At 67.4% G+C, this 23152-nt stretch carries 20 protein-coding genes; all 20 read right to left on the bottom strand.

Annotated features, from left to right (window positions below; genetic code table 11):
* Nucleotides 1-29 precede the first annotated feature (29 nt).
* The 20 genes from hisB to KCTC_RS12935 all read right to left on the bottom strand — a co-directional run bounded on the left by hisB (nucleotide 30) and on the right by KCTC_RS12935 (nucleotide 23126).
* On the bottom strand, nucleotides 30-638 hold the full coding sequence (gene hisB, locus KCTC_RS13035) for an imidazoleglycerol-phosphate dehydratase HisB (protein WP_125569656.1): 609 nt from the start codon (nucleotides 636-638) through the stop codon (nucleotides 30-32).
* Nucleotides 635-1750 carry a histidinol-phosphate transaminase gene (locus KCTC_RS13030; protein ID WP_125569655.1) on the bottom strand — a complete coding sequence of 372 codons (1116 nt, stop codon included), beginning with the start codon at nucleotides 1748-1750 and terminating at the stop codon, nucleotides 635-637. The genes hisB and KCTC_RS13030 overlap by 4 nt, the downstream gene beginning before the upstream one ends.
* Nucleotides 1751-1752: 2 nt before the next feature.
* Entirely contained in the window at nucleotides 1753-3060 is a 1308-nt protein-coding gene (hisD, locus tag KCTC_RS13025; RefSeq protein WP_125569654.1) for a histidinol dehydrogenase, read from the bottom strand.
* A 66-nt stretch (nucleotides 3061-3126) separates the two neighbouring features.
* The gene (locus KCTC_RS13020) at nucleotides 3127-3684 is read right to left on the bottom strand and encodes a hypothetical protein (RefSeq protein ID WP_125569653.1); all 558 of its coding nucleotides are present in this window, start codon (nucleotides 3682-3684) and stop codon (nucleotides 3127-3129) included.
* The gene (dnaE, locus tag KCTC_RS13015) at nucleotides 3681-7277 is read right to left on the bottom strand and encodes a DNA polymerase III subunit alpha (protein WP_125569652.1); all 3597 of its coding nucleotides are present in this window, start codon (nucleotides 7275-7277) and stop codon (nucleotides 3681-3683) included. Before dnaE ends, KCTC_RS13020 begins: the two co-directional genes overlap by 4 nt.
* Before the next feature lie 314 nt (nucleotides 7278-7591).
* Nucleotides 7592-8521 carry an RluA family pseudouridine synthase gene (locus KCTC_RS13010; RefSeq protein ID WP_125569651.1) on the bottom strand — a complete coding sequence of 310 codons (930 nt, stop codon included), beginning with the start codon at nucleotides 8519-8521 and terminating at the stop codon, nucleotides 7592-7594.
* Nucleotides 8518-9024: a signal peptidase II gene (gene lspA / locus KCTC_RS13005; protein ID WP_125569650.1), complete on the bottom strand. Its 507-nt coding sequence runs from the start codon at nucleotides 9022-9024 to the stop codon at nucleotides 8518-8520. Before lspA ends, KCTC_RS13010 begins: the two co-directional genes overlap by 4 nt.
* Nucleotides 9025-9260: 236 nt before the next feature.
* Nucleotides 9261-10082, bottom strand: a complete 822-nt coding sequence (locus KCTC_RS15090; protein ID WP_231998739.1) for a TraR/DksA family transcriptional regulator — start codon at nucleotides 10080-10082, stop codon at nucleotides 9261-9263.
* A 91-nt stretch (nucleotides 10083-10173) separates the two neighbouring features.
* Nucleotides 10174-10902, bottom strand: a complete 729-nt coding sequence (locus KCTC_RS15190; RefSeq protein ID WP_164512594.1) for a DivIVA domain-containing protein — start codon at nucleotides 10900-10902, stop codon at nucleotides 10174-10176.
* A gap of 121 nt (nucleotides 10903-11023) precedes the next feature.
* On the bottom strand, nucleotides 11024-11497 hold the full coding sequence (locus KCTC_RS12985) for a cell division protein SepF (protein WP_125569649.1): 474 nt from the start codon (nucleotides 11495-11497) through the stop codon (nucleotides 11024-11026).
* Nucleotides 11498-11530: 33 nt separating this feature from the next.
* Nucleotides 11531-12223: a YggS family pyridoxal phosphate-dependent enzyme gene (locus tag KCTC_RS12980; protein WP_125569648.1), complete on the bottom strand. Its 693-nt coding sequence runs from the start codon at nucleotides 12221-12223 to the stop codon at nucleotides 11531-11533.
* Nucleotides 12220-12927 carry a polyphenol oxidase family protein gene (locus tag KCTC_RS12975; RefSeq protein ID WP_125569647.1) on the bottom strand — a complete coding sequence of 236 codons (708 nt, stop codon included), beginning with the start codon at nucleotides 12925-12927 and terminating at the stop codon, nucleotides 12220-12222. Before KCTC_RS12975 ends, KCTC_RS12980 begins: the two co-directional genes overlap by 4 nt.
* Nucleotides 12928-12953: 26 nt before the next feature.
* Nucleotides 12954-14120, bottom strand: a complete 1167-nt coding sequence (ftsZ, locus tag KCTC_RS12970) for a cell division protein FtsZ (protein WP_125569646.1) — start codon at nucleotides 14118-14120, stop codon at nucleotides 12954-12956.
* 256 nt (nucleotides 14121-14376) lie between these two features.
* Nucleotides 14377-15201 carry a cell division protein FtsQ/DivIB gene (locus KCTC_RS12965; RefSeq protein WP_125569645.1) on the bottom strand — a complete coding sequence of 275 codons (825 nt, stop codon included), beginning with the start codon at nucleotides 15199-15201 and terminating at the stop codon, nucleotides 14377-14379.
* On the bottom strand, nucleotides 15198-16604 hold the full coding sequence (murC, locus tag KCTC_RS12960) for a UDP-N-acetylmuramate--L-alanine ligase (RefSeq protein WP_125569644.1): 1407 nt from the start codon (nucleotides 16602-16604) through the stop codon (nucleotides 15198-15200). Before murC ends, KCTC_RS12965 begins: the two co-directional genes overlap by 4 nt.
* Nucleotides 16601-17683, bottom strand: a complete 1083-nt coding sequence (gene murG, locus KCTC_RS12955; RefSeq protein ID WP_125569643.1) for an undecaprenyldiphospho-muramoylpentapeptide beta-N-acetylglucosaminyltransferase — start codon at nucleotides 17681-17683, stop codon at nucleotides 16601-16603. The genes murC and murG overlap by 4 nt, the downstream gene beginning before the upstream one ends.
* A gap of 181 nt (nucleotides 17684-17864) precedes the next feature.
* The gene (ftsW, locus tag KCTC_RS12950) at nucleotides 17865-19061 is read right to left on the bottom strand and encodes a putative lipid II flippase FtsW (RefSeq protein WP_125569642.1); all 1197 of its coding nucleotides are present in this window, start codon (nucleotides 19059-19061) and stop codon (nucleotides 17865-17867) included.
* Nucleotides 19062-19088: 27 nt separating this feature from the next.
* On the bottom strand, nucleotides 19089-20537 hold the full coding sequence (murD, locus tag KCTC_RS12945; protein ID WP_125569641.1) for a UDP-N-acetylmuramoyl-L-alanine--D-glutamate ligase: 1449 nt from the start codon (nucleotides 20535-20537) through the stop codon (nucleotides 19089-19091).
* Nucleotides 20537-21610: a phospho-N-acetylmuramoyl-pentapeptide-transferase gene (gene mraY, locus KCTC_RS12940; protein ID WP_125569640.1), complete on the bottom strand. Its 1074-nt coding sequence runs from the start codon at nucleotides 21608-21610 to the stop codon at nucleotides 20537-20539. Before mraY ends, murD begins: the two co-directional genes overlap by 1 nt.
* 64 nt (nucleotides 21611-21674) lie before the next feature.
* The gene (locus KCTC_RS12935; protein WP_231998738.1) at nucleotides 21675-23126 is read right to left on the bottom strand and encodes a UDP-N-acetylmuramoyl-L-alanyl-D-glutamate--2,6-diaminopimelate ligase; all 1452 of its coding nucleotides are present in this window, start codon (nucleotides 23124-23126) and stop codon (nucleotides 21675-21677) included.
* Nucleotides 23127-23152 lie beyond the last annotated feature (26 nt).

Below are 23152 nucleotides of genomic sequence, written 5' to 3'. Positions count from 1 at the left end.
ACCACCGATTCCTGGAGCAGCCAGCATGCTCAGATGACGCCCTTGGTCGACGGGATGCCCGTCTCGCGGGGGTCGAACGCGGCCGCGTCCCGGAACGCCCTCGCGAACGCCTTGAACTGGGTCTCGACGATGTGGTGCGGGTCGCGACCAGCGAGGACGCGTACGTGCAGCGCGATCTGCGCGTGGAAACTGATCGACTCGAACACGTGGCGGGTCAGCGAGCCGACGAACGACGCACCGGTGCCGCCGATCTGCACATACTCCTGGCCTGCGGGCTCACCACTGTGCACGAGGTACGGACGACCGGAGAGGTCCACGACGGCCTGGACCAGCGCCTCATCGAGCGGAACGGTGGCGTCGCCGAAACGGCGGATGCCCAACTTGGGTCCCAGCGCCTCGCGCAGCGCCTGGCCGAGCACGATCGCGGTGTCCTCGACGGTGTGGTGGGCGTCGATGTGAATGTCGCCCTCGGTCCTGACCGTGAGGTCCACGAGCGCGTGGCGCGCGAACGCCGTCAGCATGTGGTCGTAGAAGCCGACACCGGTGTCGATGTCGTGCTTGCCGGTGCCGTCGAGGTCGACCTCGACGAGGACCTTCGACTCCGAGGTCGCGCGCTCGATCCGTGCGGTCCTGCTCATGGGTTCTCCTGTGCCTTGCGTGCGGAAGTCTTGACTACGTCCAACAGTGCGTGCCTGAACGATCTCATCTCAGCCGGAGTGCCGATCGACACCCGCAGCCAGCCATCCGGACCAGTCTCCCGGATCAGTACGCCCCGATCGAGCAGGCCCTGCCATACCGCGTGGCGGTCCTCGAACATTCCGAACAACGCGTAGTTCGCGTCCGTGTCGGCGACGGTGAAGCCCTGGTCGCGCAGCCAGGTCACCGTCGCGTCCCGCTCCTCACGCAGCGAGGCGACGTTGCCGAGCAACTCATCCGCGTGCCGAAGGGCCGCGAGCGCGACTGCCTGCGTGGTCGCCGAGAGGTGGTAAGGCAGGCGTACGACCCGGATCGCGTCGCAGATCGCCGGGTCGGCGGCCAGGTAGCCCAGTCGCAGTCCCGCGCCCGCGAAAGCCTTCGACATGGTGCGAGTGACCACCAGGTTGCGGTTGCGCGGCAGCGCGTCGAGCGCCGACGGGACGCCCTGGCGGCGGAACTCGCCGTACGCCTCGTCGACGACCAGGATCCCGGACTCGCCGATCACCTCGCAGAGCGCGTCGATGACCGCAGGGTCGAGCGCGGTCCCGGTCGGGTTGTTGGGGCTCGGCAGGAGCACGACGCTGGGACGCACCTCCTCGATCAGCGCACGCGCTGTGTCGAGGTCGAGCGAGAAGTCCTGCTCACGCGTACCGGCCACCCAAGTGGTGTGAGTGTCGCGGGCGTACTCCGGATACATCGAGTACGTCGGGGCAAAACTCAGCGCAGTACGGCCGGGGCCGCCGAAGGCCTGTAGGAGCTGCAGCATCACTTCGTTCGACCCGTTCGCCGCCCAGATCTGCTCCGGGAGCACGGGGGTGCTGGTGTCGCGACTCAGGTATGCCGCGAGGCCGGTGCGGAGTTCGGTGAACTCACGGTCCGGGTAGCGGTTCAGTGTCACGGCCGCCTCGGCGACGGAGGTCGCGATGTCGGCGATCGCCGCCGCGGACGGACCGTACGGGTTCTCGTTGACGTTCAGCTGGACCGGGACATCCAGTTGCGGCGCGCCGTACGGAGCGATCCCGGCCAACTCGGGCCGGATCGGGGGAAACGTCATGGCTAGCCCTCGAACCGGACTGAAACAGCCGCACCGTGGCCCGGCAGATCCTCGGCGTTCGCCAACGTGACGACGTGATCCTTGACCGCCTCCAGGGCGCCTCGGTCGTACGAGATCACGTGCATTGACTTCGTGAACGAGCGCACCGAGAGACCGCTGGAGTGGCAGGCGCAGCCAGCCGTCGGGAGGACGTGATTGGAGCCCGCGCAGTAGTCACCGAGCGACACCGGCGCGTACGGCCCGACGAAGATCGCGCCGGCGTTGTTGACCCGCGCAGCGATCGCCTCCGCGTCCACCGTGTGGATCTCGAGGTGCTCCGCGGCGTACGCGTCGACCACGGCCAACCCCTGTTCGATGTCATCGACCAGGACGATCGCGGACTGCTGGCCACCCAGGGAGGTCCGGATGCGGTCCACGTGCTTGGTCGCGGCCACCTGCGGCTCCAGCGCCGCCTCGACCTCGTCGGCGAGCCGAAGGCTGTCGGTGACCAGGACCGACGCAGCCAGCGGGTCGTGCTCCGCCTGCGAGATCAGGTCGGCGGCCACGAACGCCGCGTCCGCTGTGTCGTCGGCCAGGATGGCGATCTCGGTCGGACCGGCTTCCGCATCGATCCCCACCGTGCCCTTGACCAACCGTTTGGCGGTGGCGACGTAGATGTTGCCGGGACCGGTGATGAGGTTGACACGCTCGCAGGGGCCAGCGCCGTACGCGAACATCGCGATCGCCTGGGCGCCGCCGACGGCGTACACCTCCTCGACGCCGAGCAGGGCGCACGCCGCCAGGATCGTCGGGTGCGGCAAGCCGCCGAACTCCTTTTGCGGCGGGCTCGCGAGCGCCAACGACTTCACGCCCGCGATCTGTGCCGGGACGACGTTCATGAGCACGCTGGAGACCAAAGGAGCGAGGCCGCCAGGTACGTAGAGCCCGACGCGGCCGACCGGCACCATCCGGTGGGTGACCCGCGCGCCGGGGCCGAGGTCGGTGACGGAGTCCGCCTCGAGTTCGTTCTTGGAGGTCGTACGCAGGCGGGCGATCGACTCATCCAGACCTGCGCGGATCGCGGGGTCGAGCGCGGCGAGCGCCTCCGTCATGGCCGCGACCGGCACCCGGATGTCGGTCAGGTCTACGCCGTCGAACTTCTGGGCGAACTCGAGGATCGCGTCGGTGCCGCGGGTACGCACGGCATCGAGGATCGGCTGCACCGCATGCGTGGCGGCCTCAACGTCGAACTCAGCACGCGGAACGGCCGTGCGGTAGTCGAGCGGGGCGCCACCCGCCGCGGAGCGGCGGAGGTCGATGCGGCGAATCACGAACCCGATTCTACGGGCCGGTGCTCCACGGCCCCGACCGAATATCGCCCTTACGGACGCGTCGGCTCAGACAGGCTCGCCGATGTGGTGCGTGACGTCCTGGGCGACGTGGTGGGCCGGGCGGGCAGCCCACCCGAGGAAGGCGATCGCGATCACAGTCCCTGACGCAACCAACGGCAGCGCCAACAACCAGGGCTCGGCCAACTGGATCCGGTCGTGGAGCATCGCTCCGTCCGGGAGGATCGCCGCAACCGCGCGAGGATCTCCCCCGCGGTTGAGATATCCCACGCCGCACATCAGGAGACCCGCGCAAGCGCTGCCGACAAGGCCGACGGCGAGCGCGGCGTACTCACGGCCGCGCGCACCGAGGACGACGATCAGGCCGCCGATCAGGCCCACGGCGATCGCGAGGATCGCCCAGTGCGCGGTGGCTGCGGGGATGTCCTGCGGCGGGTCGGCGAGCGGGTACAGCGAACCGTTGAGCTGCACCGCGCCGGGAATCCACTGCTGACTGATCACCATGCCGTTCGGCGCGGTCCACCACAGACGCCAGAGGAGGCCACCGACGATCGCGAGCAGTGCGTACGCCCCGAGGGCCACAGCGATGAACCGGCCCTCACTCAACCGCTTAAGCATCCAGGCCCCAGAAGGTGTTTCAGATCGGCGAACAACGCCGACGACGGTGTGACGCGGAGCCGATCGTCCAGTTTGAGGACGCGTACGGATTCGCGAGTGAGCAGGCGCAAACGTACCTCGGTCATCCCAGCATGCGCAGCGAGAACGTTCTTCAGCTCCGCGACCGTCTGCGGAGTGCACCGGGTGGACGGCATCGAGATCGTCACCGGGCCATTGGCACCACCACCGACCCCGAGGTCCGGCACGGTGACCTCCATGCCGTTGAGCTGCAGGGAGTCGCGTTCGCGGTCCACCCGGACCTTGATCCGCAGGATCGCGTCCTCGACGAGATGGGTCGCGGCCAGTTGGTACGCGCTGGGGAACAGCAGCACCTCGACCGAACCCTCGAGGTCCTCCAGAGTCAGCGTCGCCCAGGGATCACCACGTTTGGTGATCTTGCGGTTCACCCCGGTGACCAGACCCGCCACGGTCACGATCGAGCCGTGCGGATACTTCTGCGCAGCCGGGTCGTCCTCGTCGGTCAGCAGCGCGCCGATGGTGGCGTCGGTGCCGTTGGCCAGGACGTGCTCGAGGCCGAACAACGGATGGTCGGAGACGTACAGGCCGAGCATCTCCCGCTCGAACCCGAGCAGGGTCATCTTCTCCCACTCATCGACGTCCGGGATCGCCACCGTGGTGCCGAAACCGGAGTCGGCCGCATCCATCCCACCGAAGAGCGAGTCCTGACCGATGGCCTCGTTGCGCTTGATGTCGACGTACTGGTCCACGGCGAGCTCATGCACGCTCCACAGACAGCGCCGCTTGTGCTTCATGTCGTCGAACCCGCCCGCCTTGATGAGCGACTCGATGACGCGCTTGTTGCACACCGGGGCAGGCACCTTCGCGAGGAAGTCGTTGAAGTCTTCGTACCGGCCCTTCTCCACGCGGCCCGCGACGATGCCGTCAACCACGTTGTGGCCGACGTTGCGGACCGCGGTCAGACCGAAACGGATGTCCTTCCCGACGGCGGTGAAGTTGTGGGACGACTCGTTGACGTCCGGCGGCAGGACGTTGATCTTCATCCGTCGGCACTCGCCGAGGTAGATCGCCATCTTGTCCTTGTCGTTCTTCACCGAGGTGAGGAGCGCCGCCATGTATTCGGTCGGGTAGTTCGCCTTGAGGTAGGCGGTCCAGTAGGTGATGACGCCGTACGCCGCGGAGTGCGACTTGTTGAAGGCATAGTCCGCGAACGGGACCAGCGTCTCCCAGAGGATCTTGACGGCCTGTTGGGGATAGCCGCGCTCGAGCATGCCGCCCTCGAAGCCGGCGTACTGCTTGTCGAGCTCTTCCTTCTTCTTCTTGCCCATCGCGCGGCGCATGTTGTCTGCGGCGCCGAGGGAGAAGCCGGCGAGCACCTGCGCGATCGCCATCACCTGCTCCTGATACACGATCAGGCCGTACGTCTCCCCCAGCACCGGCTCCAGCGCCTCGGCCAGGGCTGGGTGGATCGGCTCGATCGGCTCGCGGCCGTTCTTGCGGTGGGCGTACTTGTTGTGCGAATCGGCGCCCATCGGACCGGGTCGGTAGAGCGCGGAGACGGCCGTGATGTCGGCGAACTGGTCGGGAAGCATCGACCGCAGCAGCGCACGCATGCCGCCGCCATCGAGCTGGAAGACACCGAGGGTGTCACCCCGACCCATCAACTCGTACGTCGCGCGATCGTCGAACGGCAGATCCTCCAGGACCACGTCCACGCCGCGGTTCGCCTTGATGTTCGCGACCGCGTCGTCCATCGTGTGCAGGTTGGAGAGGCCGAGGAAGTCCATCTTGACGAGGCCGAGCGCCTCACACATCGGGTACTCGAACTGCGTGATGACCGCGCCGTCCTGCTTCGGGTCCATCAGCGGCACGACGTCGAGAAGCGGCTCGCTCGACATGATCACGCCGGCCGCGTGCACACCGGTCTGGCGGATCTGACCCTCAAGGCCCGTCGCGACCTCGTAGATCCGGCGCACGTCGGGCTCGGTCTCGTACAACGACCGGAACTCCGCGCCCTCGGCGTACCGCTTGGACTCGGTGTCGAACAGTTCCTTGAGCTTGACGCTCTTGCCCATCACATCGGGCGGCAGCGCCTTGGTGATCCGGTCCCCGATCGCGAAGCCGTGGTCAAGGATGCGGGCGGCGTCCTTGATCGCAGCCTTGGCCTTGATCCGACCGAAGGTGGCGATCTGCGCGACGCGCTCCGAGCCGTACTTCTCGGTGACGTACTGGATGACCTCGCCGCGACGGTGGTCGTCGAAGTCGATGTCGAAGTCGGGCATCGAGGGGCGCTCAGGGTTGAGGAAGCGCTCGAAGTAGAGGCCGTGCTCCAGGGGGCACAAGTCGGTGATGCGCAGCGCGTACGCGGCGATCGAGCCCGCGCCCGACCCGCGACCCGGACCCACGCGGATGCCGTTGTCCTTCGACCACTGGATGAAGTCGGCAACCACGAGGAAGTAGCCGCAGTAGTCCTTCTGGGCGATGACCTGGAGTTCGAACTCGACGCGGTCCCTGACCTCCGGGGTCGTCCTCTCGCCCGGATAGCGCGCCTCGATCCCGCGCCACACCTCCTTGCGGAACCAACTCTCCTCGGTCTCCCCCGCCGGGATGTCGGCTTTCGCCATGTAGCCACCGGTGGACTCGGTGAACTCGACCTCGCAACGCTCGGCGATCTCCAGCGTGTTGTCGCAAGCCTCGATCAGACCCTGACGCCCCCACAGCTCGCGCATCTCCTGCGCGGACTTGATGTAGTAGCCGTTGCCGTCGAAGGCGAATCGCTTGCCGCCCTGGGCGTACGTCGGCTCGCTGAGTCGGCTGCCGCTGTTGACGCAGAGCAGCGCTTCCTGGGCGCTCGAGTCCTCGGGGTTGTTGTAGTGCGAGTCGTTCGTCGCGATCGGTTTGATGTTGAGATCACGGCCGAGCTTGAGCAGGTCGTCGCGTACCCGCTTCTCGATCGAGATGCCGTGATCCATCAGTTCGAGATACACGTTCTCCGGGCCGAAGATGTCCTGCAGCTCGCCGGCCGTGCGTACGGCCTCGTCCCACTGCCCCAGGCGCAGTCGCGTCTGGATGGCACCGCTGGGGCAACCCGTCGAGACGATCAGACCCTTGCTGTGCGCGACCAGGAGTTCCTTGTCCATGCGGGGCTTGTAGAAGTACCCCGACATGCTCGCCTGGCTGGAGAGCCGGAACAGGTTGTGCATGCCCTCGGTGGTCGAGGCCCACATCGTCATGTGGGTGTACGCACCGGCACCCGAGACGTCGTCGCCGCCCTCCTCGGAGGTGTCGCCCTTGCCCCACCGGACCCGGCGCCGCTCGCCACGCGGGATCTCCGGCGAGATGTACGCCTCGATACCGATGATCGGCTTGACGCCGGCCCTCTTCGCCTTCGTGTAGAAGTCGTACGCCCCGTGCAGGTTGCCGTGGTCGGTCATCGCGATCGCCGGCATGCCGAGCTGCGAGGTGCGCTCGAAGAGCCCGTCGAGGAGCGAGGCTCCGTCCAGCATCGAGTACTCGGTGTGGACGTGCAGATGCACGAAGTCCGAGCCGTCGCTGGCGCTCACACGGGTCCCTTCAGGGTCGACACAACATCTCTCGGGCCGCTCGCGCGGCCCCACACAACTACTGAGGGGAAGGACTCAAACCCTACCTTCGCCGACCCTGCCATCCGGCACCGACATTCCTGTCGTGGACGGTTGCCAGAACCTTCCTCAGCGGTCGTCGCGCCGGTCGACCCGCGCACCGACTGCAGCCGCCAAGCGGCGACACCAGCGACTGGCCGGCGAGGGCTGCTCGCCGCACCCGTCAACGTCGAAGATTGCGGTCGCCAGGTGGACCAAACCTGCGACGTTGACCACGTATGGCGCTGGGCGACTCGTCAGTGAGCGTCGCGAATGACGTCGAGCGCGTGCTTCAGGTCGTCCGGGTACGACGACTCGAACTCGACCCACTCGCCCGTCTCCGGATGGGTGATGCCGAGCTTGACCGCGTGCAGCCACTGCCGGTCCAGCCCCACCCGCTTGGCCAGGACGGGGTCGGAGCCGTACAGCGGATCGCCGACGCACGGATGCTTGAGTGCGCTCATGTGCACGCGGATCTGGTGCGTACGCCCTGTCTCCAGGTGGATCTCCAGCAGGCTGGCGAAGCGGTGCGCCTCGAGGGTCTCGTAGTGAGTGATCGAGTGCCGCCCGTCCGGCATCACCGCGAACTTCCAGTCCGCCTTGGGATGGCGCCCGATCGGTGCGTCCACGGTGCCCGCGAGCGGGTCCGGATGCCCCTGGACGAGCGCGTGATACGTCTTCTCCGGCGTGCGGTCACGGAAGGCCTGCTTCAGGACCGAGTACGCGTACTCGGACTTGGCGATCACCATCACACCCGAGGTGCCGACGTCGAGCCGCTGCACGATGCCTTCGCGCTCCTTGGCGCCGCTGGTGGAGATGCGTACGCCCGCGGCGACCAGATGGGCGACCACCGTCGGCCCGGTCCATCCGACGCTCGGGTGGACCGCGACCCCCACCGGCTTGTCGATCACCACGATCGCATCGTCCTCGTGGATGATCCGGATGCCCTCGACGATCTCGGGGTGGATCTCCAGCGGGTCAGCCATCCGCGGGATCGTGACGTCGAGCATGGCGCCGGCCAGAAGCCGATCACTCTTGATCGCGACCTTGCCGTCGAGCGTCACATGGCCCTCGGCGCACAGTTCCGCGGCGCGGGTCCGGGACAGCCCGAACAGCCGCGCGATCCCGGCATCCACACGCTCGCCCTCGAGGCCCTCGGGAACGAACACGGTGCGCTGGTCAGTCACGGTCGGGCCTTCTTGGCGGTCCGGGTGCCATTGAGATGGATGCCTCGGTAGAGCTGCACCACGATCACCACCGCACCCACGTTGATGCACATGTCGGCCACGTTGAAGATCGGGTAGTGCGGGAAGGCGATGAAGTCGACGACACAGCCGTTGCCTCCTCCGGGCGCACGGAACAGCCGGTCGACGAGGTTGCCGTCCACACCGGCGAGTACGAGGCCGAGCGCAATCGCCCACACCGCGTTGCGACACCGAGGCGTGAACCACGCGATCACCAGGGTCGCGCCGACCGCCAGCACGGTGAAGATCCAGGTCATGCCGGTGCCGAAACTCCAGGCCGCGCCACAGTTCTTGGTCAGCCAGAACTGGAGGAAGGTCCCGAGGACCTGCTGAGGTGAGGCGAAGTGAGCCACCGCGACGGCCTTCATCACCTGGTCGACCGCAAGGAACATCAGCGCGACGGCGCCGATCAGAAGGGCGTGTTTCGAAGCAGATGGGGCGCGCATGACGGTGCCGAGTGTGTCACAGCGTCGGTTGCCGACGGAGCGGGTACGCCAAGGTGGACCTATGTTGCAGATGTGCCGCCTGAAGGCGGCGGGCCGGCACCAACCTCAACATCGGTCTACCTTGGCGTACACACGACCGCTGGCCTTCAGCGCGTGCGGTCGCAAGGAGCCCGCGCGCAAGCTGGCCATTCGGGCCAGCGAGCACGGAGCGACGCAGCGAACGTGCGTGATGAAGGTCAGCGGCGCTCTTCGCGGCGCTTGCAGTCCATACACAGCGTCGCGCGCGGGAAGGCGAGAAGCCGGTTCTTCCCGATGGGGTTGCCGCACGACTCACAGATGCCGTACGTACCCTCGTCGATCGCGTGGAAGGCCCGCTCGATCTGGGCAAGCTTCTCCTGCTCGCCGTTGAGGACGGTGAGTTCCTGGTCGCGCTCGAAACTGGTGGCGCCGACGTCGGCCTGGTCCTGGCCGGCACCGTCGCCGGAGTTGCGCATGAGTCCGTCGAGCTCGCGTTGCAGGTCGGCGACGACCTTGAGGCTGTGCGATCGCATGGACGTGAGCTCGGAGATGATCTCGTCGAGTTCGGCCTTGGTCCAGGGGTCCTCCTGCTCGAGGACGCGCAGGACGGGTGCAGCCTTTTTCACGGGAGCCTTCCTCACAGGCGTGGTCTTGACGGCCGGAGCCGCGACCTTCTGGGCCGCGGGGGCGGCCTTCTTGGCAGGGGCAGCCTTCTTGGCCGCTGGAGCCTTCGCAGCCGGGACCTTGGCAGGCGCCGCCTTCTTGACCGGCGCAGCCTTCACCTCGACGGCTTTGGCCGCAGACTTGGTGGCCGCTGGCGCCCTGGCCGGGACAACCTTCTTGGCCGCGGCGGGCTTCTTGGTGGCAGCCCTGGCGGGAGCGGCCTTGGTCGCCGCCGCCTTCTTGACCGCCGGGGCAGCCTTCTTCGCCACCGGAGCGGGCTTGGTTTCGGGTGCGGGAGACGGTACGTCGGCCTTTCGGCCCAGCACCTTGCGCGCTGCCCCCGAGACAGCACCGGTCAACTTACGGGTCCCAGCCACTGGGTCTCCTCAATAAAACGAAAGGCGTGCCGGGAGAGTAGCCGTCGTAGTGCGACGACTCAACCGGCACGCCGTGTTCGTTAACTCAGAATCACGCGTCTGCTTCGCCGAGGGCCGAGCGATGGCGCTTCGGGCCGGCGCCCTCGACATCGGCACCAGCCTCACCGTTGTTGAGCGACTCGAGCTGCTGGGTGAAGTAGCTCTTCAGGCGCGAGCGGTACTCCCGCTCGAACGCGCGCAGGTTCTCGACCTCGACGGAGAGCTTGTCGCGCTCCTTCTCCAGGTCGCCGAACAGCTGCTCGCGCTTCTGCGAGGTCTCCCAGTCGAGCATCGACGCGCGCTGGCGGGCGTCGGCTTCGACCTTGTCCGCGCTGGCCTTGGACTCGGACTCCGTGCGCTCGGCCTTCTGCTTGGCCTCGCCGAGGATCTTGTCCGCGTCGTTCTTGGCGGTCTCGATGAGCGAGTCGTGGTTGCGCGTCGCGAGCTCAAGGAGGCGGGCCGCAGCGCTGGACGCGTCGGCGACGGTCTCGACCTTGAGGGTCTCGAGCTGCGCGGGCGCTGCCGGAGCCGGCGCGACCGGAGCGGGCGCCTCGGCGACAGGAGCCGGAGCCTCAACCTTGGCCTCCACCGGAGCAGGAGCAATCGGCGCGTGACCGCCGGCAGCGAGCTGAGCGCGCAGGTCGTCGTTCTCCTTGTTCAGGCGGGCCAGCTCGGCCTCGACCTCGTCCAGGAACTGATCGACCTCACCCATGTCGTAGCCCTCACGCAGGCGTACGGGAGTGAAACGCTTGTTGCTCACGTCCTCGGGAGTCAGTGGCATGACCTCATCCATTCGTAGTCGCATGCGCACATCGCTTTCCGACGCGCGCGGCCGGATCAGCGTACCGGCATGGCCTTTGAGTCGCTAACTGGTCGCCCTGTCGTCATCCGGGCGACCACGATCAACTCTGGTTGAAGAAACCGCCGGTGGCGATCTTCGCCTTCTGCTCGGCGGTCACCGAGACGTTGGCCGGCGAGAGCATGAAGACCTTGTGGGTGATCCGCTCGATCGAGCCGTGCGTGGCGAAGACGAGGCCTGCAGCGAAGTCGACCAGGCGCTTGGCGTCGGCGTCGTCCATCTCGGTGAGGTTCATGATCACCGGAATGCCCTGACGGAAGGCCTCGCCGACTGCGCGAGCCTCGTTGTAGGTCGTGGGGGTCAGGTTGACGATCCTGGAGAGTTCCTGCGCAGCCGGGACTGCCTGCGGGCGACGGCGCTCGGAGAGATGGGCGACATCGGCCGGACGCTCGCGACGCTGCGGCGCGCCGACGCGCGTCAGCTCGCCGGCCTCATAGGACGAGGTGTCGTCGTCGTACCCAGCCGTGTCCTCGAGCAAGCCGAGGTATTCACCGATCCGTCGCATCGCGCCGCTCATGGCTCTGCCTTCCTAGTTCGTTCATTAGTGAAACTACTTGACGCTCGAGCGTGAACCGAGGATTGCGGAGCCGACACGCACGTGTGTCGCACCGGCGGAGATCGCCTGCTCAAGGTCCGCGCTCATCCCGGCCGACAGCACGCTCGCGTCCGGGTGGCCGAGCAGGAACGTGCTCTGAATCTCCGCCAATCGAGCAAAAGCACGATCCGGCGCCTCCCCCAGAGGCGCGACTGCCATCAAGCCGCGGACGTCCAGGCCGGCATCCGTCGCCGTCTCGGCCAGTCGAGCCAGATCCGCCGGAGCAGCACCTGAACGCCCGTCTGCACCCGGCTCAAGGCTGACCTGGAGGAGAACCGCGAGATCCCGACCGGCTTCGGCTGCGCCGCGCGCAAGGCGAGGGATGAGCTCCGCACGGTCGACGGACTCCACCACGCCGGCATACCGGGCGACTGCGGCGGCCTTGTTGGTCTGCAGTCCTCCGATGAAATGCCACGTGAGATCGAGATCAGCACACTCGGCTGCCTTCGCCTCAGCCTCCTGATGACGGTTCTCGCCGACATCGGTGACCCCGAGATCCGCGAGGAGTCGTACGTCGGAAGCTGGGAAGAACTTGGTGACGACGACCAGAGCCACCGATCCCGGAGCCCGTCCTGCTGCCGCCTCGGCGGCAGCGATGCGCGTACGCGTGGCTGCCAGACCCGCGGCCAGTTCGTCGCGGCGGCTCATTGCGGTGCCATCCGGATGATGCCCGCGAGCCGGCCAGCCGACTCACCGTCGCGGCGGAACGAATACCGATCCAGCGACTCCAGAGTGCAGCCGCCGACGTGGTCGACGACCACCCCCGCCCGCTCCAGCTGGGCGCGTACGCCGGCAGCGACATCGATGGCTGGCGTGCCCCGCCGGGTCGTGGAAGCTGACGCCGGCTCGATCGCGGCGACATCGTCACGCATGTCTGCCGGCACCTCATAACAGGCGCCGCAGATGGACGGACCGATCCACGCACGGATCTGATCGGCGCCGAGCTCGCGCATCCGCTCGACCGTACGCGTGACGACACCCGCGGCCATCCCCTTCCGACCGGCGTGAGCGGCGCCCACAACGCCGGAGCCTGCCAACAGGACGGGAACACAGTCGGCCGCCCGGACCATGAGGGTGATGCCCGGCGTCGTCGTCACGATCCCGTCAGCCTCGGGCCGGAGACCGGGGACGGCATCGACGACCGCGTCGCCGTGGACCTGGTACAGGTCTGCCAACAGATCGCCGGGTGCGAAGTCGTCCATCAGGATCCGATGGTTCAGCTGCTTCGCCTTCTCGTCGTCAGGCCCACTGACCGCGAGATTCAGCTCCGCAAAGGGCGCAGCACTGACCCCGCCGTACCTGTCCGTGAAGGCCAGGTCGACGGGGCCGATGCTGGTGCGAAAGCTGTACAAGCCTCGTCCTGAGCTTGTCGAGGGGCTTACTTCAGGAAGTCCGGGACATCCAGCTCGTCGTCGGAGTAGGTGATCGGCTGAGCCGGCTGGGCACCGACGTTGGCTGGCACCCGCTGGATGTGCGAGGTGTCGTCGAACTGGATCCGCGGCGGCTGCTGCGACTGAGCCTGCGGCTGGGACTGCACCTGCTGCGGAGCCTGCGCCTGGCGGAGCGGCTCGCCGCGGAGCGTCGTGTCGCGCTTCTTCGGGGTGCCACCGTCGAAGCCGGCGGCGATGACGGTGATCTTCACCTCGTCGCCGAGCGAGTCGTCGATGATCGTGCCGAAGATGATGTTGGCATCCGGGTGGACCGCGTCCGCGACCAGAGCAGCCGCCTCATTGACCTCGAAGAGGCCCAGGTCGGAACCGCCGGCGATCGAGAGCAGGACGCCGTGGGCGCCGTCGATGCTCGCCTCGAGCAGCGGGCTCGCGACGGCCATCTCGGCAGCCTGGATCGCGCGGGACTCGCCGCGCGCAGAACCGATGCCCATCAGCGCCGAACCGGCGTTGCTCATGACCGCCTTCACGTCGGCGAAGTCGACGTTGATCAGACCCGGGGTCGTGATCAGGTCCGTGATGCCGGAGACGCCCTGGAGCAGCACCTGGTCAGCCTGCTTGAACGCATCGATGACCGAGACGTTCTTGTCCGAGATCGAGAGCAGTCGGTCGTTGGGGATCACGATGAGGGTGTCGACCTCCTCGCGCAGCTTGGCGATGCCGTCCTCGGCGGAGCCGGCCCGACGACGACCCTCGAACTGGAACGGGCGGGTGACCACGCCGATGGTCAGCGCGCCGAGGCTGCGCGAGATGCGGGCCACGACCGGCGCTCCACCGGTGCCGGTGCCGCCACCCTCGCCCGCGGTGACGAAGACCATGTCGGCGCCGCGGAGCGCTTCCTCGATCTCCTCAGCGTGGTCCTCAGCCGCCTTCTCCCCCACGCCCGGGTTGGCGCCGGCGCCCAGACCGCGGGTGAGCTCACGGCCGATGTCGAGCTTGACGTCGGCGTCACTCATCAACAGCGCCTGGGCGTCGGTGTTGATGGCGATGAACTCGACCCCGCGCAGGCCGACATCGATCATCCGGTTCACCGCATTCACGCCGCCGCCGCCGATGCCGACGACCTTGATGAGTGCCAGATAGTTCTGTGCGGCCATCGTCGTTCTCCTCTGATGAGTGAGGTCAGCTTTGCCCGTGCCCCACGCTGTGGTTGATATGTGCAGTGTTGATGTGTTGCTTCTTGTGGTCTGGCCGGCGTGTCTTCCAACCCTGACCCTCTAGTAGAGGGTTATAGTTATGTCAACCTCGCCGTGTTCAGAACACTACGAACGCGATGCCACGGAATCGTCGCGACACGCAGGGTTTGCGTGGGTTTGTGAAATTGCCTGACGCGGATCTGCTCGTGTTGCAGTGCTACGGCTGGACGGTCGGGCTCGATGGCACCGAGACGTTGTACGAACGGGCGCCGGGGTTGGCCTTGATCAGGGCCACCAACTCCTGAGCCTTGAGGCGCGTACTCGTCGCACTCCCCCAGGTCACCACGGTCCCGTCACCGATGTGCAGGTTGCCATCACCCTTGAGGATGAGCGTGACGCCGTCCTCGCTCGCAATCCCGATGTACTTCACCATCCGGCGCAAGGATGCCGGCAGCTCGCCTGCAACGCCGGCTGCCTGCGCGTACGCGCGTTGGCTGTCCGTCCCGGCCGGCGGCGCCTGGACCACGGGCAGCACATCGAGCGGCTTCCCGCAGCCAGCGCCGGCGACCGGGTAGTGCAGGAAGAGATACCCATGCATGTCGAGCGCCTCGCAGTGGTCGCCGAAGTTCACCGCAGCGACCGGCGTACGCAGTGTGATCACGATCTTGATCGTGTCCGGCCACTCGCGACTCACATCGGCCTCGAGGACCGCTTGCTGCAGAGCGGGGTCGTGCAGCACGTTGTCCTCGATCTGGCCGAGGTCGGCTGACACCAGCGACGCGCCGACCGGCAGGTGGGCAGCCTTCTCGATCATCGCGCGAGTGGTCGTGGTGTTGGCGCCCACGATGTCGACCTTGCTGACATCGAACATGCCGCCGAACCCGTGGAACTCCAGAGCCCACACCGCGAGCCCGCCGACAACCGCGATCACCGTACCGATCAGCAGATAGCGCCAAGCCAGCATCCGGCCGCGCAGGCGACGCCAGGCGAACCGACGCCGCTCGCGCAGGGTGGACTTGCTGACTCCGCCGAGATCGTTCATCGGCGCTCCAGCAGCGCCAACACCTCAGGGGCCACCTCGGTGACGCTGCCCGCCCCCAGGGTCAGGACCAGATCACCGGGACGCGCACGATCCACGAGCGCAACGGCAGCAGAGTCCAGGCCGTCGACGACGAGCGCCGGCGTCGGCGCCACCGCGTCTGCGACCAGAGCGCTGGTCACCGCCGGATCCGCTTCTTCTCGTGCGAGATAGATCGGGAGCACGACCACGTCGTCGGCCGCGCTGAGCGCCCGACCCATGTCGACACCGAACAGGCGCGTACGCGAGACCAGATGTGGCTGGTACGCGACGACCACTCGGCCCTCACCCGCGAGGGACCGGGCGGCCTCGAGGTCACCGGCGATCTCCGAGGGGTGATGGGCGTACGAGTCGTAGACACGGATGCCTGCAGCCTCCCCCTTGAACTCCATCCGCCGGCGAGTGCCTGTGAAGGCCTCCAGACCGGTACGCAGGGCATCGAAGTCGTACCCCAGTCGAAGACCGAGGGTCAGTGCGGCGAGCGCATCCAGGACGTAGTGCCGGCCGGGGATCTGCAGCGTCACCCTGCCCAGTTCACGACCCTCGTCGACGACGGTGAAGGCGCTGGTGGCTCCGACGAGCTCGACATCGACAGCCCGGACCGAGGCCAACTCGGTGGTGCCGATGCTGACGAATCGACGCCCCAGCGCGTCGGCCACGAACCGCAGATCGGCCGCTCCCGGATCGTCGATGCAGGCGACCAGCAGACCGTCCGGAGCGATGCGCCCGACGAACTGGGCGAAGGCTTCGCGATAGGCAGCCTCGGTCCCCCAGGAGTCGAGGTGGTCGGCCTCGACGTTGGTCACGATCGCGGCGTACGGCGCGTAGACCAGGAAGGCACCATCGCTCTCGTCCGCCTCGGCGACAAACAGGTCACCGGTGCCGCGGCCGGCATTCACGCCGGTGGCTGTGAGGTCGCCGCCGACGGCGTACGTCGGCTCGGCGCCCGCCGCCTGGAGAGCAACCGTCAACAGGCTGGTCGTGGTGGTCTTGCCGTGGGTGCCGGCGATCGCCAGGACACGGTGGCCGCTCATCACCGAGGTGAGTCCCGCCGAACGCGGATACAGCCGCAGGCCACGTGCCTGGGCCTCGACCACCTCGGGGTTGTCCTCCTTGACAGCCGTCGAGACCACGAGCGTGTCCGCGCCGTCGACCTGCGAGGCCGCGTGGCCGACGAATACCGTCGCCCCCGCCTCCTCCAGCGCCCGCAGCGTCGGCGAGTCGACGCCGTCACTGCCGCTGACTGCAATGCCACGCGCCAGCATCAGGCGGGCGATCGCGGACAAACCTGCTCCGCCGATGCCCACGAAATGCACCCGACCGAGTTGCTCGGGAGACAGGATGGTCTCCGGTACCGGAACCCTCACAGTGATTCCTTCCTGGAACGTGCGACCTGCGCGATGAGCGCGGCCAGCTTGTCTGCGGCATCCCGCGGCACCAGCGCCGAGGCAGCAGCGCTCATCGCCGCCAACCTCGTCGGGTCGGCCAACAGTGCCGGGACGTGGGCCGAGACCCACTCCGGCGTCATCTCGGCATCCGCCACCAGCAGCGCTCCCCCAGCCTCCACGACCGGAGCAGCGTTGCGGGCCTGCTCGCCGTTCCCGATCGGGAGCGGTACGAACACCGCGGGTACGCCGACAGCGGCCGCCTCGGCGACGCTCGAAGCGCCGGAGCGGCAGACCATCAGGTCGGCCGCCGCCAGGGCGTACTCCATCCGGTCGACGAATCCGAGCACGTGGTAGTCGGGGTGCGGCGATGTCAGCGAGTTCTTCGGGCCGATGACGTGCAGGACCTGCGCGCCGGCCGCCTGCAGCGCCGGCCAGGCGCCCGAAACGGCGTTGTTGAGCCGCTGAGCACCCTGCGAACCGCCGGTCACGACCAGCGTCGGCTTGTCCTGGTCGAGTCCGAAGAACGCCCGCGCCTCGGCACGCAGGGCCGACCGATCCAGGCCGGAGATGGCCGATCTCAGGGGCAGCCCGACGTACTCGGAGTTCGGCAGCGGAGTGCCGGGGAAACTCACGGCGACCCGGGTGGCGCGGCGTGAGCCGACCTTGTTCGCGATGCCGGGAATGGCGTTCTGCTCGTGGATGACGATCGGGACCCGGCGCCTGCGCGCGGCCAGATAGACCGGCATCGAGACGTACCCGCCGTATCCGACGACCACATCGGGCTGGAACGAGTCGATCAGGGAACGAGCGGCGCGGACAGCCTTCCGCAGGCGCCTCGGCACCCGGAACAGATCGGCGTTGACCTTCCGCGGGAGCGGCACCGGCGGAATGAGTTCGAGGCGGTACCCCGCTGCGGGAACGACGCGGTTCTCCAGTCCGCGCGGCGTGCCGACACAGACGATCTCGACCGCCGGGTCGAGGCGACGGAGCGCGTCAGCGGTCGCGAGCAGCGGAGACGTATGGCCGGCGGTGCCGCCGCCGGCGAGAAGAACCTTCATCGAGGACAGTTTCCCGTACCAGCGCTAACGCGCTGCACGCGGTTCGTGGTTGAGGTCGTGGGTGGCACGGTCGTCCAGGCGTGCGCCTGGCAAGGCGGAGGAGCGGAGCGATGCCGGCGGCATCGCGACCGACGACAACGAAGCCAGGTGTGCGTCTGGGCGGACGCGCCGCCCGGGAACTTCAACCACGAGCCGCGTACCCCTCGCGCTTGGCGAAGCCGATCACCAGGCCGAGAGCCACCAGCTCAGGCACCAACGCCGAACCGCCGTACGACACCAGGGGCAACGGGATGCCGATGACCGGGAGCCAGGCGATGCACATCCCGATGTTGATCAGCGCCTGACCGACGATCCAGACCGTCACACCGAAGGTGACGAAGCGTACGAACGGGTCCTTCGTCTGACGGGCGACCCGGACGGCGGCGTACGCGATGGCGATGAAGAGTCCGAGCACGAGCAGGGTCCCGACCAGACCGAGCTCCTCGCCGAGGACCGCGAAGATGTAGTCGGTGTGGGCCTCGGGGAGGTCCGCCCACTTCTGCTGCGAGGCGCCGATGCCCTGCCCCAGGAATCCGCCGGTGGACAGTGCGTACAGGCCGTGACCGGCCTGCCAGCCGACGCCGGACAGGTGCTCGATCGGATTGGTGAATCCCAGGAATCGGGCGCGCCGGTGACCACTGGTGCCGACGAAGAAGAACGCCAGCGCGGACATTGCGAGGAAGCCGACTGCGAAGATGCGACCGCGCATACCGGCGACATACATCAGCGCCATCATGATGAGCGCGAAGATCAAGGTGGTGCCGAGGTCACCACCGGCCATGACCAGGATCATCACCAGGAAGAGACCCGGGACGACCGGGACGGCGAGCTCGACGAGCGTGGTGATCCGGCGACCCTTGAGGGTCAGGACGTTCGCGGCCCAGATCAGGACCGCGAGTTTCGCGACCTCGGAGGCCTGGATCTGCACGGGGCCGAGAGCCAGCCAGTTCTTGTTGCCACCGATGGTGACACCGATCGCTGCCGTCAGGGCCAGGAGACCGAGGGATCCCAGATATCCCGGCCACGCGATCCGCCGCAGGAAACGCATCGGCAACCGCGCCGCGACCAGCGCACACGGCACACCGATCACGGTCCACATCAACTGCTTCTCCGCAATCGCGTACGAGTTGCCGTTGTTGTGGATGTAGGAGAAGACGCTGGAGGCGGAGGTGACCATGACCAGGCCGAGAACGAGCAGCATCGCGGTCGATCCGAGCAGCAGGTAGTACGGAGTCATCGGCCGATGCAGGACCTCGCGTACGCGATCGCTGGCGCGACGAGCGCTCTCCTTGATGCCACGGTCGAGCCAGAGGGATTCGGTGTCGACACCCGTCGTCATCGATCCCTCATCCCTGCCCCGTGTCGTCTACTGACCGAGCCTCGTGCGTACCGCTTCGGCGAACCGATCGCCGCGATCCTTGTAGTCCTTGAACTGGTCCATCGACGCGCAACCCGGCGCCAGCAACACGGTGTCGCCGGAGGCCGCCACAGTTCCCGCCGCCGCCACGACCGACGCCATGGCTGCGGCACCAGTCTCGTTCGCCCCGACCCGGATCACGGGCACATCGGGCGCGTGTCGCGCGAGCGCGTCGGCGATCAGGTCCTGATCGGTTCCAGTGAGTACGGCAGCCCGCATCCGGTCGCGCGCCGCGACGACCAGGTCGTCGAACGTCGCACCCTTGGCCAGTCCGCCGGCGATCCAGACGACCGACGGGTACGCCCGCAGGCTGGCGAGCGCGGCGTGGGGGTTGGTGGCCTTGCTGTCATCGACCCACGTGATGCCGTCCTTCGACGCAACCGTCTCGATCCGGTGTCCGTCGGGCCTGAATGCCTTGAGCCCGTCTCGGACCGCGGTCTGGCTGATCCCGTGGGCTCGGGCGAGGGCGGCCGCAGCCAGCGCATTTGCGATGTAGTGGGGGGCGTCGCTGGCCAGATCGGAGATCGTGCACAACTCGGCCGCGCTGCTGTGTCGCGCCTCGAGGAAGGCGCGGTCGACGAGGATGTCGTCGACCACTCCCAACATGCCGACGCCGGGCGCGCCCAGGGTGAATCCAATCGCACGAGCGCCCTCGCGTACGTCCGCGTCCTCCACGAGCCGACGAGTGACCTCATCGGCGACGTTGTACACGCACGCCCGCTGCACACCCTCGTAGATGCGACCCTTGTCGCGGGCGTAGGCGTCCATCGAGTCGTACCAGTCGAGGTGGTCCTCGGCGACGTTGAGGACGGCGGCAGACTCCGCGGCCATGGTCTGCGTGTAGTGCAGCTGGAAGCTGGAGAGTTCGACGGCGAAGACGTCGTACGGCATCGGATCCATGACGGCCTCGACGATCGGGAGGCCGACATTGCCCACCGCCACCGAACGCAGTCCCGCCGTCCGCAGGATCGTGTCGAGCATCTGGACCGTCGTCGTCTTGCCGTTGGTGCCGGTGATCGCCAACCAGGGTGCCGCATTCTCGGGATCACGCAGACGCCAGGCCAGCTCGACCTCGCCCCAGATCGGGATGCCGCGATCTCGTGCCTGCGCCAGCAAAGGAGTCGTCGGACGCCAGCCAGGCGACGTGATCAGCAGATCGACATCGTCCGGCAGGGTCGCGGTCTCCCCCGCCCCGAGGCGTACGTCCGCACCCAGCACGTTGAGGAGTTCGGCCTTCTCCTGCCGCTCATCGTCGCCCGGCGACTCATCGAGTGCGGTGACGGAGGCGCCGAGATGCAAGAGGTTGTCCGCCGCCGCGAATCCGGAGACGCCGAATCCGGCGACGACCGCACGAACTCCCTCCCAGGAGTCGTGCCGGCCCAGGTGATCGAGGGCCATCAGTGGTTGGCCACCCACGCGGCGTAGAACAGACCGAGTCCGAGCGTCACGAAGAGACCGCAGATGATCCAGAACCGGATCACGACCGTGACCTGCTCCCACCCGAGCATCTCGAAATGGTGGTGGATCGGCGCCATCCTGAGAATGCGCTTGCCCTTGGTCGCCTTGAAGAATCCGACCTGGAGGATGACCGAGCAGGTCTCGATCACGAAGAGGCCGGCGAGCAGCACCATCAGGCCCTCGGTGCGGGTCAGGATCGCGAATCCGGCGAGCGCCGAGCCGAGCGCCAGCGAACCCGTGTCGCCCATGAAGATCCTTGCCGGCGAGGCATTCCACCACAGGAAACCGAAGCAGGCGCCCGTGACCGCGGCGGCAAGGACGGCGAGATCCTGGGGATCGCGTACGGCATAGCAGTGCGCCTGATCGACGACCTTCGGGCCCAGGGAACACGCCTGCCGGACCTGCCAGATGTTGACGATCGTGTACGCACCGAACACCATCACGCTCGCACCGGTGGCAAGCCCGTCGAGACCGTCGGTCAGGTTCACCGCGTTGCTGGTGGCGGTCACGATCAGCCAGATGAGGGCCAGCACGGCAAACATCGGGAGTTTTGGTCCGAAGTTGTGGATCGTGGAGAAGTAGAGGTCCCCGGGGCGCAGGTCGTTGTGGCGCCCGGCCGTCAGCGCGACCGCACCGAAGATGAGGGCGATCGCGGTCTGACCGATCATCTTGGCGCGGCTGCGGAGTCCGAGATTGCGCTGCTTGAAGACCTTGATGAAGTCGTCGAGGAATCCCACCAGCCCCATCCCGACGAAGAGGAACAGGAGCAGCCACCCGGATGCGGTCGGCATCGTGCCGGTGCTCACCTTCGCGAGGAGGTAGCCGGCAACAGCGGCGCCCACGATCGCGATGCCACCCATGGTCGGGGTGCCACGCTTGGTGATGTGGGTCTGCGGGCCGTCCTCGCGGATCTCCTGGCCGTATCCGCGGCGCGAGAAGAACCCGATCGCAACTCGCGTGCCGAACAGCGAGAACAGCAACGACAGCACGCCGCTGATGAGGACTGCCTTCATGTCTCCTCTGTCCACTTCACTGCGGCCCACGGATGCCGCCCGACGCATTCTTCCCTATGAGGAACTAGAGAGTGCGCAACACGTCGCGAGCGACATCGCGATCGTCGAAGGGATGGATCACACCGCCGATCTCCTGACCGGTTTCGTGACCCTTGCCGAGGATCAGCACCACATCACCGGGCCGAGCGGCGTCGATGGCGTAGGTGATCGCCATCCGGCGATCCCCGATCTCGTGGATCTCGGCGTCCTGTCCGGCGGTGCCGGCGACGACCTGGGCACGGATGGCTGCCGGATCCTCCGAGCGCGGGTTGTCGTCAGTGATGACCACCACGTCGGCGAGTCGCGCGGCGATCTCGCCCATGATCGGTCGCTTGCCGGTGTCCCGGTCTCCCCCGGCCCCGATGACCACGAGGACTCGTCGGGCGAGCGGCCGCATCGTGGTGATGGCGGCCTCGACGGCATCCGGCTTGTGCGCGTAGTCGACGATCACCTGGAGGCCGATCCCGTTCTTGATCTCCTCGAGCCGGCCGGGCACCCCGTGCCCCGTGGCAAGGCCACGCGCGACATCACGCCAGCTCAGCCCGGCCGTGACTGCCGCCAGGACAGCCGCCGCGGCGTTGGACGCGTTGTAGTCACCGGGCATCGGGACCGTGACGATGCGATCTCGATGCCACATCCGCGACAGTTCGAAGATCGTCTGTCCGGGATCGCGGTCGACGATCTCGAAGGTCCAGTCAGCCTTCTGGACCTTCGCTCCGTACGTCGTCGTCGGGATGGTCGTCTCGAGCGCCAGGCGGCGGCCGTACTCGTCATCGAGGTTGATCACTGCCTGCTTGGCGCGTTTGAAGGTGAACAGACTCGCCTTGGCCTGGAAGTACTCCTCGACGGTGTGGTGGAAGTCGAGGTGGTCGCGACCCAGGTTGAGGAAGACCGCGACGTCGAAGATCACTCCGTCGACGCGGCCCATCACCAAGGCGTGGCTGGAGACCTCCATCACGCAGACGCGTACGCCGTCCTCCACCATCCGGGCGAACAATCCGTGCAGATCCGGAGCCTCGGGTGTGGTGAGGGAGGTCTTGATGTCCACGCCGTTGATCCGTGTCCCGATGGTGCCGATCACACCGGTCGGCGTCTCGGACGCCTCCAACGCACCTTCCAGGAGCCGGGAGGTCGTCGTCTTCCCCTGCGTTCCCGTGATGCCGATGGTGGTGAGCTTTTCGGCAGGGTTGTCGTAGATCGCGGCCGAGAGCCGACCCAGGAGCGCCCGCGGGTCGCGCGCCGTCAGATGCGGCGCCTCCCCGCGGAAGTGGGTGACCTCGGCGTCCGTGAGGACGGCCACCGCACCAGCGGCGAAGGCCTGCTCGGTGTAGTTCGCGCCGTGCGATGTCGCACCGGCCAGCGCCACGTAGAGGTCGCCAGGCTGGATCCGGCGCGAGTCCAGACAGATGCCCGTGACCTCAGTGGCGGGATCGCCGTCCAGGGAGAGTTCCTCGAAAGCGTCGAGCAGGGCATCCAATCGCGTACGCGGTGGATTCTGTGGCC

This window comes from Nocardioides baekrokdamisoli (assembly GCF_003945325.1).
Classification (GTDB): Bacteria; Actinomycetota; Actinomycetes; order Propionibacteriales; family Nocardioidaceae; genus Nocardioides; species Nocardioides baekrokdamisoli.
The sequence above is the reverse complement of the archived record's forward strand: the minus strand, read 5'-3'. Positions and strand labels throughout refer to the sequence as shown.